Here is an 11,128-nt window from a genome sequence, read left to right on the forward strand (position 1 = left end):
TCGCAACACGAATGCGCTCCTCCACCTGCTCCCGAGGCCGAAGCACCTTCTGCCCGATCACCCGGGCCTGCTGGTCCCCGCGGGGCTCCACCACAACGTCACCTACCAACCGAACCGAACCGAACCCAGAGAGAATAGCGGTCAATGTTCGACAATACCGCAGATTAGACCGATCAGAAAGCCTGTTGGACACGTCTTGAGTTCAGCCGTCAGCCGCAGTAGAACGCGCGACGACGACAGTCGGCACCGGTAGATCACGACGCTTGACTCCCCGGCGAATGTCCAACATTATGACCGGCGTGTCCGCCACCTCCCCATCCGAGCCGGCAGAGCAGCCGGCCGAGTTGATGCTCGTCTTCGCCCGAGCTCGACACGAGCGACGTCGGGAACTGTCCACGTGGTACGACGAGAACCACATTCCCGAAGTGCTGGAACGGTTTCCCCAGATCGAGTCGGTCCGTCGCTACGACCTCGATTCGACGGTAGCCCACGGCCCTGCCGAGGGCGTCCCCCTGATCGGACCGCAGGCACACTCGCTGGCCGTCTACCGGGTCCGCGGTTCCGCACGTGACCTCTGGGCCTCGATCACGAACTGTGCGGAGCTGGGCACCTCACCGGACTTCGACTACCGCAGCGTTTTTCCGGTCTTCACCACCGTGTGAACCGCCACGACGGCGGCCGTGCCCCTGACAGAGAGCTGGACTGACCATGATGCGCAACGTCGCGTTCACGGGCCTGATGATGAATCGGCCGCTGCTGCTCAAGGACTTCGCCGAGCGCGCCGAGACGGTGTTCGCCCGGCAACTGGTGGTCGGCTACCGCGACGGCGAGCGGCACGTCCGCACCGTGGCCGAGACGATCGAACGGGCACGCAGGCTCGCCTCGTCGTTGCATCGCCTGGGGATCCGGCCCGGTGACCGCGTCGCCACCTTCGCCTCGAACAGCCTCGAACATCTCGAGCTCTACCTCGCCGTTCCCGCGATGGGCGCCGTGCTGCACCCGCTGAACATTCGCATCCACCGCGACGAGATCCGCTACGTCATCGAGCACGCCGGGGACCGGGTGGTGTTCGTGGACAGTGAGCTGCGCGATCGGTTGCCTGCCGCGGACACCCTCGAGCACACGGTCACCATCGGCCCCGGAGCCGGACTCGACCACGAGACTCTGATCGCCGACGGCGAACCGGGTTTCGAGTTCCCCGAGATCCCCGAGGACTCGGCGGCGGCGATGTGTTACACCAGCGGAACGACGGGCCAGCCCAAGGGAGTGGTCTACTCCCACCGCTCGACCGTCCTGCACACGCTCCTGCAGTGCCTGCCCGATCAGTACGGCCTCGCCGAGCGCGACATCGTGCTCCCGCTCGTGCCGATGTTCCACGCCAACGCCTGGGGACTGCCCTACGCGAGCCTCATGGTCGGCGCGCGGCTTGTCCTGCCGGGAACCACGTCGGCGCCGTCCGAGATCGCCGGGATGATCGCCGCCGAGCGGGTCACGTTCGCCGCCGCGGTGCCCACGGTCTGGCACGGCATCTCCCAGCTCGACGACCTGCCGGACGTCTCGTCGCTGCGCGAGGTCGTCGCGGGCGGGGCACCGCTGAGCAGGGACCTGCTGACCCGGCTGGACCGGATCGGTATCCCCGCGATCCAGGGTTTCGGCATGACCGAGGTCAACCCGTTGCTCGGAGTCGGCCGCCCGCCCGCTCGGCTCGCCGAGGGCAGCGACGAGTGGATGTCGGCCAGGCTCAGCCAGGGCCGCCCGATGCCGCTGGTCGACGTGCGCGTCGACGACTCGGTGGGCGGCGAGCTCCTGCTCTCGGGCAACACCGTCGCCCGGTCCTATTACAACGCCGACGAGCAGAACTCGGACCGCTTCACCGAGGACGGCTGGATGCGCACGGGCGACATCGTGACCCGCGACCACGACGGCCTGCTCCGGCTCGTCGACCGCACCAAGGACCTGGTCAAGTCCGGCGGCGAGTGGATCTCGTCGGTGGAGCTCGAGAACGCGATCATGGCACATTCCCAGGTGCTGGAGGCGAGTGTCGTCGCGGTACCGGACGAACGCTGGGGCGAGCGACCCTGCGCCTTCGTCGTGCGCACGGCAGGTTCCACGTTGTCCTCCGACGACCTGCGGGCCCACCTCGCCGACGAGGTGGCGAAGTGGTGGATTCCCGACCGGATCGAGTTCGTCCCGGAGATCGCCAAGACCAGCGTGGGCAAGTTCGACAAGAAGCGGCTTCGCGGCCTCGCCGACCTCGGAGAGGACGTGGCGCGGTGAACCGGTCCGTGTTGTTCGTGGGTCTCGGCGCGATGGGAGCCCCGATAGCCGCCAACCTCGCCCGCGCCGACGGGGTAACCCTGTCCGGGTTCGACCCCGACCAGACCGCGAGCCTGCCGGGCGACGTCCCCTGGACTCGCGTCGAGCAGCTCTCTGACGGCATCTCCCCCGACACCGTCGTCTTCCTCTGCCTGCCGAGCATCCGGGAGGTCGAGCAGGTGTGCCGTGACCTGGTCGACGCGCGGCCACGGTGCGTCGTCGACCTCAGCACCAGCGACCCGGAACGCACCCGGGTCGTGGCGAGGTCGCTGGCCGAGCACGGCATCGCGTTCTGCGACGCCCCGGTCGCGCGCGGCAGGCAGGCGGCGGTCAGCGGCGAGCTGCTGATGATGGTCGGCGGTGAGGCAGACGTCGCGGCCGAGCTGGATCCGCTGTTCTCCGAGATGGCCTGCACCATCGTGCACTGTGGACCGGTCGGTTCCGGTCAGACGGTGAAGATCCTGAACAACATGGTGTTGCTGATGAACGTGCACACCCTCGCCGAGGCGGCGGCGGTGGCCGGCGCCAACGGCCTGGACGTTGCGACCGTGCTCGGCGTGCTCCGAGAGGGATCGTCGGGCAGTTTCGCGCTCTCCGGAGACGCCGGCCAGGCCCTTATCGACGACAGCTATCCCGCGGGCAGGTTCTCGGTGGACTACGCCCTCAAGGACATCCGGCTCGCGGTGGACCTCGCCGGGCGGGCCGGGCCGATGCCGGGTCTGGCCGCGGCCGAGGAGCTGCTCGACCGTGCCAGCAGGAGCGGTCTCGGTGAGCACTACTACCCCGCGATGGTGCGGGTCGCCACGCAGGAGAGGAGCAACGATGGGCCCGAGCGCTGACGACGAGCCACGGGTGTCGCTGCGGACATCGGAGGAGACCGCGCGAGCGGTGACCGGCAACCCGCCGGTCGCGCCCTTCACGGCACGTCGCACGGAACTGGCCGTCTATCGCGTGCTCGCCAACAGCCCACGGCTGCTCGACGCGTGGCTGCCGCTGTGCGACTACTTCCTGGAGGCGCCCGGCCTCACCGCGTACGAGCGGGAAGTGCTGATCCTGCGTACCGCGAACAACTGCGACTCCCGCTACGAGTGGGACAAGCACGAGCCCAAGGCAGCGGAGGCGGGTATCTCCGAAGCGGACCTGACGTTGATCCGCGGCGAGAGCCCCCCGGGAGAACCCACGACCTGGCTCCACACGCTGCTCGCGTTCGCCGATGAGCTGCATCGGCACTCGACCGTCACCGACGCCACGTGGGCGGCGATCCGCGAGCGGCTCGACGAGGCCCAGGCGCTGAACTGCCTGATGCTGGTCGGCCAGTACCACATGCTCGCGTTCGCGCTGAACGGCGCGGCACTCACCGTCGAGCCGGACTGAGCATGGCCCGAAGATCCGGAAAGGACAGTAGATGACGAACTCCGGCACACAGCTCGAGGATCGCGTCGCCATCGTCACGGGAGCGAGCCGAGGCCTCGGGCGCGCGCTGACCGTCGCGCTCGCCGACGCCGGAGCCCGCGTCACCGCCGTCGCGCGCTCGGAGGCCGACCTCGCCGACACGGCCAAGGTCGCCGATCCCACGGGCCAGCGAGTCCTGCCCGTCGTGGCCGACCTCAACGATCCCTCGGCGGGCGAAGCGATTCTCGCCGCGACCATCGACCACTTCGGCGCCGTCGACATTCTGGTCAACAACGCGGGGGTGCACTACCCGACGCCTTTCCTCGACACCTCGGCCGAGGACTGGAACGCGATCCTCGACCTCAACCTCGTCTCGGTGGTCAACCTGACCCGGACGGTCGGCAGGGAACTCGTGCGACGCGGATCGGGCAAGGTCATCAACGTGACCTCGTCCTGGGCCACCCGGGCGATGCCCCAGCACACGGCCTATGTCACGGCCAAGGCGGCGCTCGCCCAGTTCACCCGCGCGCTGGCCCGCGAGTGGGCTCGCCACGGCGTCACCGTCAACGCGCTGGCGCCCGGGTACTTCGCCACCGAGATCACGCGCGCCTCGATGAGCGAACCGAAGGTGCTCGACCGGATGCTGGCCAACATCCCGCAGCGCCGGATCGGCGAACCCGACGAGATCGGTCCGCTGGCGGTGTTCCTCGCCTCGCGGGCGGCGGACTACGTCACGGGTGCCACGTTCACCATCGACGGCGGCATGGAGCTGACCTGACCCGCCCGGTTCCGACGAAAGGACGAGAAACGTGCGCGACGGCTACACGCCCTCGTGGCTCGACGACGAACTGCGCGACGTCGGCGCCATGGCACGGAGTTTCTTCACCCACTCGGTGCTGCCACACCAGGAACGCTTCAGCAGGCAGCACAGGGTCGACTCCGAGACCTGGCTGGACGCGGGCCGCCAGGGACTGCTGTGCCCGAGCCTTCCCGAGGAGTGCGGCGGTGGAGGCGGCTCGTTCCTGCACGAGGCCGTGATCCTCTGGGAGCAGGGCAGGCTCGGTGACGACTCACTGCCGTACGCGATCCACAGCACCATCGTGGCGCACTATGTCTTCCGCTACGGCACCGAGCAGCAGAGGCGGCGCTGGCTGCCCCGGCTCGCCAGCGGTGAGCTGGTGGGCGCCATCGCGATGACCGAGCCGACGACCGGCTCGGACCTCAAGACGATCCGGACCACCGCCACTCGCGAGGACGCGGGCTACGTCATCAACGGCGCCAAGACCTTCATCACCAACGGTTCTATGGCCGGCCTGATCCTGGTGGTCGCCCGTACCAGCGGCCCCGGAGCGCGGGGACTGTCCCTCGTGGCGGTCGAAGGCACCGACGTTCCCGGGCTCACGAGGGGAAAGCCGCTGCACAAGATCGGTCAGCACGGCCAGGACACCCGCGAGCTGTCGTTCGACCAGGTGCGGGTACCCGCGGACAACCTCATCGGCGGCGAAGGCGAGAGCTTCGGCCAGCTGATGGCCCAGCTCCCCCAGGAGCGGCTGGCGATCGCCATCGGCGCGGTCGCGCAGGCCGACTACGCGGTCGAGCTCGCCGTCGAGTACGCCAAACAGCGCGACGCGTTCGGCGGGACCCTGTGGGACCTGCAGAACACCAGGTTCGTCCTCGCCGACTGCGCGACCCAGGTGCTCGCGGCGCGGACCTTCCTCGACCACTGCATCTCGCTGCACAACGACGGCAGGCTCGATGCCACCACCGCATCGCAGGTGAAACTGCTCAGCACCGACATGCTGTTCTCCGTGGCCGATCGATGCCTGCAGGTCTTCGGCGGCTACGGCTACATCCTGGAGTACCCGATCGCCCGGATCTTCGCGGGTGCGCGCGTGCAGCGCATCTACGGCGGCGCCAACGAGGTCATGAAGGAGCTCGTCGCCAGGGCTCTGTAAGCAGTAACAGCCTGGCAGAGCGGAGATCTCGCCCCGCGTGTCCACTGTGCTCACACGCGGTATCCGCGCACGTCCGCTTGCCGTTGGACCGCTCCTGCGCGGAATCGGCCTCTTCGATCTCGCATATTGACAGTCCTTTAAATGTCCAACAAAATATCGGCGTGCTGAAGATCGCCGGGCGCCCGCAGTCGGGTGGCACCCGGAGCGCCGCGGCGACACAGCACTGACGAACCAGCCGGACAGCAACGAGGCACCGGCGAAGGAGAGGTCACATGCGACGAAGGATGCTGACCGGCACGGCCGTACTGGCCACGCTCTGCCTGGCGCTCAACGCCTGTAGCGGGACGGAAGTGCCGACGACGAAGGAGACCATCGACCTTCGCTTCGGCGACTACCTCACCAGCGGTCATCCGACGAGGGACGCGTGGTCCGAGCCGTTCATCGAGGAACTCGAGAAGCGCGCCGACGACACCATCGACATCAACGTCGACTACATCGGCGGCGGTGAACTGGTGGGCGCGACCAGTACCTACGACGCGCTGCAGGACGGCGTGATCGACATGGGCTCGCTCGTGTCCAACTACATCTCCGACTACCTCCCCATCGCCGGCATCGCCGAGGTTCCCGGCGCCCTGCAGGACGACTCGATCCAGGGTTCCGCAGCGCTGATCAAGTTCCTGCGCAACCACGCCATGGGCGAGTTCGCCGACCAGAACATGCGCCCGGTCATGGCCTACGCGGTCGATCCCTACAACCTGGTCACCAGCGACACCGAGCTCGAGCACCCCAGCGACCTGAACGGCCTGATCGTCCGCGGGGGCGGCGGCGCGCTCAACGACTCCATCCAGGCACTGGGCGCCTCTCCCGTGCAGATGAGCGTGGCCGACACCTACATGTCGCTCGACCGCGGTGTGATCGACGGTTCCGCGCTCGGCGGTGTCAGCATCGCCTCCTACGACCTCTTCGACGTGGCGGGCTACGCCACGCGCAATCTCAAGGTCGGGTCGGCCTCACTGATCTACGCCGTCAACGACGACTGGTGGCAGAGCCTGAGCCCGAAGGCACAGCGGATCGTGGAGGAAGCGGCCGCCGCGGTCCAGCGGAGCGCTCCGCCCGAGGTGTACGACGTCGAGCAGAAGTCCTACGAGGAGGCAGCCGATGCGGGCATGACGGTGTACGACGTGCCCAACCCCGGCGAATGGGAGTCGGCCTACCAGCACATCGCCGACGAGTGGGCCACGCGCATGACCGAGTCGGGCAAGGACGGCGAGGCATTGATGGCCGCCTGGCGCGGATACCTCGACGACGCCGCTCAGTCCTAGCCGCAGGGAGTTGCGATCACCATGCCCGAACACGATGACGACCGCCCGCCCGGCCGGCCCGGCCCCCTGCACCGCGTCGAGAACGTGCTCACCTACGCCAGTGGCGCCGCCGTCGTTCTCATTATGATCTTGACGTTGATCGACGTCGCCGGTCGTACGTTCTTCCGCCAGCCATTGACCGGAACCTACGAGACCGTCGAGGGTTTCCTGCTCGTCGCCGCCGTGTGGCTGGGACTGTCCCGGGGCGAGCGCTACAAGGAACACGTCGGCGTCGACATCCTCGTCCAGAAGGTGTCGCCACGCGTGCGACTGCTGATCACGGCCATCCCGCTGACACTCGTCGGCGCGATCTTCGGCTACCTCGCCTACGCCGGGTTCGAGCGCGCGATCGACCGGTGGGACGTGACGACGTCGACCACGGTGATCCCGCTGCCCGCCGGTGCCACCTGGCTCGTCGTGGCGCTCGGCTCGGCGGTGCTCGGCATCAGGATCGTCGTCGACGTCGTGTCCGGGCTCGTCCGCGCGGAGACCACGCCCGCCGAGGCGGAGGAGGAGAAGGACCGTGTTTGACAACGCCGAGATGTGGGTCCCGTTCCTCGTCCTGCTGGGGCTGGTCTTCACCAGCATCCCCGTGGCCTACGCGCTGGCGATCGCCGGAGTGGTGGGGCTCGCCATGGCCGTCGGCGTCGACGGCGCCCTGGACGTGATCAAGTCCGTGCCCGTCAGCGACACCGCCAGCTACTCGCTGGTGAGCATCCCGATGTTCATCCTGATGGCGGAGTTCCTCTCCGGCGGGCGGATCGTGTCGGGACTGTTCAAGATGGCGCGGGACTGGTTCAGCCCGGTCCGAGGTGGACTCGCGATGGGCGTGGTGGGCGCCAACGCGGTCTTCGGCGCCATGTCGGGTTCGAGCGTGGCCGCGGCGGGCCTGATGGGCAAGATCTCCGTGCCCGAGATGCGGCGCTACGGCTACAGCGACCGCATCGCGCTCGGCACGGTCGCCTCCGCCGGAACACTCGCGGTGATGATCCCGCCCAGCGTCGCGATGATCATCTACGCGCTGGCAACCGACACGTCGATCAGCCTGCTGTTCGCGGGCGGCCTGCTGCCGGGCATCGCCACCGCGATTGTCTACATCGGAGTGATCTTCCTGTGGGCACGCGTGGCTCCGTCGGCGGTACCGAAGGTCCCGACCGTCACCTGGAGGGAGCGGTTCAGCTCGCTTCGTGGTGCGCTGCCGGGGATTCCGCTGCTGGTCCTCGTGCTCGGCGGTATCTACTCGGGACTGATGACCCCCAACGAGGCCGGTGCGATCGGCGCGGCCGGAGCGCTGATCATCTCGATGACCTTCGGCGGGCTGCGGCTGCCCGGCATCCGCGCCGCGATCATCGGCACGGTGTCGGCCACGGGAATGATCGTGCTGATCATGGTGTGCGCCGGTATCTTCAGCCGTTATCTCACCCTGTCGAAGACATCGCTGACGGTCGTCGAGTTCATCACCAGCATCGAGGGCAGCCGGTTCCTGATCCTGCTGGCCGTGATCGCGGTGTATCTCGTCCTGGGCATGTTCATGTCGATGACCGCCGTCCTGATCATGACCCTGCCGCTGACCTTCCCCATCATCTCCAGTCTGGGCTACGACCCCGTGTGGTTCGGTCTGGTCGTGGTCAAGACCGTCGAGATCGGGCTGGCCACTCCCCCGCTCGGGATGAACGTCTTCGTCACCCACGCGGCCGCGGGAGGCAAGCTCAGTCACGCCTTCAGCGGAGCGGCCGCGTTCGTGGCCGGTGACTTCCTGGTTCTCGCTGCGATGCTCGCCGCGCCCGACGTCGTGGTCACCGTCGCCGAATGGTTAGTGGGGTAGTTCGCACATGTCCGCGAATGCAGGAGTCTGTGTCGTCACCGGCGGCAGCGGCGGGATCGGCACCACCGTCGTCGATCGCTGCCTCGAGTCCGGTCACCGGGTGGCCGTCGTCGACCGCAACCCGCCGAACCGCGCCGACGACGCGCGGGTGGCGTTCTTCGGCTGCGATGTGTCCGACGAGGAGTCCAGCGCGAGCGCCTACGAGCGGATCGTGGCATGGGCAGAGCAGGACCCGATCACCGGACTGGTCGCCATGGCGGGAACGTCGGTCGTCGGCGGGGTGCTCGAGCTGCCGTTGGACGGCTGGCGGCTCGCGATCAACACCTACCTCACGGGCACGTTCATCTGGGCGCGTCTGGCCGCTGGCACCATGCCGGACGGTGGCTCCATCGTGACGACGGGTTCGATCACGGGAGAACGCGCCTTCCCGACCAGGGTCGCGTACGGCGTCGCCAAGGCCGGCGTGCATCAGCTGACCCGTTCGCTCGCCGTCGAGCTCGCCGACCGGGGCGTGCGGGCGAACTGCGTGGTCCCTGGCTACGTCCGGACGCCGCGACTGGCCGAGGTGACCCGCCTGGACGAATCCAAGATCGCCGACCTGCACGGACTGGGCCGCCTCGGCTCGCCGGGCGAGGTCGCCGAGGTGGTGGCGTTCCTGCTCGGCGAGAGCTCGTCGTTCATCACCGGCGAACTCCTGCACGTCGACGGCGGCTACTCGGCGATGTCACGGCCGCGCAGCTACGACCGCCCGGAGACCTGACCGGCGTCGGGTCGTGGCAAGGCGGCAGGCTGAAGCTCGCTGGAGGCGAATCGCTTGAGCTCCGCGACGAGCCACGTGACCAGTGGCGGCGCGTCGTCGCGGCAGAGGACCGTGAGGACCCTCGAACCGGGGTCGGCGATGGCGTTGCTGATCCGCACGTTCGACGACGGGTTCTGTCGCAGGGTCAAGGCCGGGATGATCGTGGCGCCGAGCCCGTTGGCCACCAGTGCCAGCAGGGTCGGGGCGCTTCCCGTGCCGATGTCGTGGGCGTCGAGCTCGAGACCGTGCTCACGGCACATCTCCTCCAGGGTGCGGCGGGTCGCCGCACCGTACGAGGTCGTGATCCAGGGGCGCCGCAGCAGCGCGGCCTCGTCGACGTCGGCGGGCCAGCTGTCCGGCACGACCACCCGGAACGGGTCTCGCACCAGCTCGACCTCGACGATCCGAGGCGAGCCGGTGAACACCCGGCCCTCGACCCGCTCGCTGAGCACCAGGTCGAGGTCGCCGTCGGCCAGCATGCGCAGAACCTGGGGCTCGGGGACCTCGTAGATGGACGGGTTCAGCGCCGGGTGCGTGGTGGCCAGTCGCATCGCCACCGGAGCGGCCAGTTCGCTGAGCGCCACCGAGAACCCGCCGATGCGCACGGGCCCCTGGGGCGTGCTGCGGTACTCGTCCATGCCGCGTTCGGCCGCGGTGAGCGCGTTCGCCACCCGCTCCGCGTGCTCGGCGAGTGCCTGGCCCGCCGGCGTGAGGCGGATGGCGCGTCCACCGCCGCGGTACTCGCGGTCCACGAGGGAGAGCCCCACCTCAGCTTCGAGCTTCGCGAGGTGCTGGGACACACCGGAGGGGGTCAGGTGCAGCGCCCGCGCCGCGGCGATCACACTGCCCATCCGCCGGACCGTGCGGAGCAACAGCAACCGACGCGGATCGAGGGGCATTCAGTCACGCTACCTCAGACCGGCACCATAAGTAACTTCCACTCAACTCAGGGCTTCGGAAGACTGGTGGGGTGAGCAGACAGCGCGAACTCCAGCGAACGAACGCCGGTGAGCTACTCCGCGTGGCCCGCGACGCACTGGTGATCGCGGGCAGGCACGACAACAGGGCGCAACTGAGCCGCGAGGCGTACTGGACGGTCGGGTCGCTGCGCCAGGTCGTCGTGGCACTCGACCCCGTCATCGCCGGGGTCGCCCGCGATCTCGTGCGGCGAACGGAGGCGGGCGAGCTGACCGTGGTCGAGGGGCCGTTCGCCGGTGACAGCGTCGAGGCGGCGCTGACCGGGCGCTGGTGGCTCGATCGCGCTCGGGCCAACCTCCGGACGGTCACCGCCGACGCCATCGACAACGCCCACGTGGCCGTCGGCGGACTCGCGGTGCCCTGACGCCGGCTAGCTGTGATGTCCAGGGACGTTGTTCGGGGTTGGGTTGATGTCGGCTTGTCGTTGAGACAGGCGAAGGCCTCTGGTTGTGAAGTGGAGCTGTCGAGGAACCGCTTCACGAACCGGAGGCCTTCGTGTCCC

General features: G+C 68.5%; 12 protein-coding genes. 11 read left to right on the plus strand and 1 reads right to left on the minus strand.

Translation table 11 applies throughout. The annotated features are described in order from the left end of the window. Window positions 1–299 precede the first annotated feature (299 nt). The 10 genes from JHE00_RS34355 (at window position 300) to JHE00_RS34400 (ending at window position 9,609) form a co-directional block, all read left to right on the plus strand. Window positions 300–662, plus strand: coding sequence for a hypothetical protein (locus JHE00_RS34355; RefSeq protein ID WP_200326354.1), 363 nt, complete (start codon window positions 300–302; stop codon window positions 660–662). Window positions 663–708: 46 nt separating this feature from the next. Continuing rightward, window positions 709–2,277 (plus strand): long-chain-fatty-acid--CoA ligase, encoded by a 1,569-nt coding sequence (locus tag JHE00_RS34360; protein ID WP_230425517.1) that lies wholly within the window; start codon window positions 709–711, stop codon window positions 2,275–2,277. Continuing rightward, window positions 2,274–3,155: an NAD(P)-dependent oxidoreductase gene (locus tag JHE00_RS34365; protein WP_200326356.1), complete on the plus strand. Its 882-nt coding sequence runs from the start codon at window positions 2,274–2,276 to the stop codon at window positions 3,153–3,155. Before JHE00_RS34360 ends, JHE00_RS34365 begins: the two co-directional genes overlap by 4 nt. Next, window positions 3,139–3,690 carry a carboxymuconolactone decarboxylase family protein gene (locus tag JHE00_RS34370; protein ID WP_200326357.1) on the plus strand — a complete coding sequence of 184 codons (552 nt, stop codon included), beginning with the start codon at window positions 3,139–3,141 and terminating at the stop codon, window positions 3,688–3,690. Before JHE00_RS34365 ends, JHE00_RS34370 begins: the two co-directional genes overlap by 17 nt. A 31-nt stretch (window positions 3,691–3,721) precedes the next feature. Then, window positions 3,722–4,486, plus strand: coding sequence for an SDR family NAD(P)-dependent oxidoreductase (locus JHE00_RS34375; RefSeq protein ID WP_200326358.1), 765 nt, complete (start codon window positions 3,722–3,724; stop codon window positions 4,484–4,486). Window positions 4,487–4,517: 31 nt separating this feature from the next. Then, window positions 4,518–5,663 (plus strand): acyl-CoA dehydrogenase family protein, encoded by a 1,146-nt coding sequence (locus JHE00_RS34380; RefSeq protein WP_307832235.1) that lies wholly within the window; start codon window positions 4,518–4,520, stop codon window positions 5,661–5,663. A gap of 272 nt (window positions 5,664–5,935) precedes the next feature. Further along, window positions 5,936–6,985: a TRAP transporter substrate-binding protein gene (locus JHE00_RS34385; RefSeq protein WP_200326359.1), complete on the plus strand. Its 1,050-nt coding sequence runs from the start codon at window positions 5,936–5,938 to the stop codon at window positions 6,983–6,985. A gap of 21 nt (window positions 6,986–7,006) precedes the next feature. Beyond that, window positions 7,007–7,555 (plus strand): TRAP transporter small permease, encoded by a 549-nt coding sequence (locus JHE00_RS34390; RefSeq protein WP_200326360.1) that lies wholly within the window; start codon window positions 7,007–7,009, stop codon window positions 7,553–7,555. Then, complete coding sequence (locus JHE00_RS34395; protein WP_200326361.1) at window positions 7,548–8,849, plus strand: TRAP transporter large permease; 1,302 nt, start codon at window positions 7,548–7,550, stop codon at window positions 8,847–8,849. The genes JHE00_RS34390 and JHE00_RS34395 overlap by 8 nt, the downstream gene beginning before the upstream one ends. 7 nt (window positions 8,850–8,856) lie before the next feature. After that, entirely contained in the window at window positions 8,857–9,609 is a 753-nt protein-coding gene (locus tag JHE00_RS34400) for an SDR family NAD(P)-dependent oxidoreductase (RefSeq protein ID WP_200326362.1), read from the plus strand. Here JHE00_RS34400 and JHE00_RS34405 read toward each other — a convergent pair. Then, window positions 9,588–10,547, minus strand: coding sequence for a LysR family transcriptional regulator (locus JHE00_RS34405; RefSeq protein ID WP_200326363.1), 960 nt, complete (start codon window positions 10,545–10,547; stop codon window positions 9,588–9,590). The two genes, JHE00_RS34400 and JHE00_RS34405, sit on opposite strands and share 22 nt — an antisense overlap. A 71-nt stretch (window positions 10,548–10,618) precedes the next feature. Here JHE00_RS34405 and JHE00_RS34410 point away from each other — a divergent pair, with 71 nt between their 5' ends. Continuing rightward, complete coding sequence (locus JHE00_RS34410; RefSeq protein ID WP_200326365.1) at window positions 10,619–10,990, plus strand: hypothetical protein; 372 nt, start codon at window positions 10,619–10,621, stop codon at window positions 10,988–10,990. Window positions 10,991–11,128: the final 138 nt, after the last annotated feature.

Source organism: Prauserella cavernicola (assembly GCF_016595675.1).
Classification (GTDB): domain Bacteria; phylum Actinomycetota; class Actinomycetes; order Mycobacteriales; family Pseudonocardiaceae; genus Prauserella_A; species Prauserella_A cavernicola.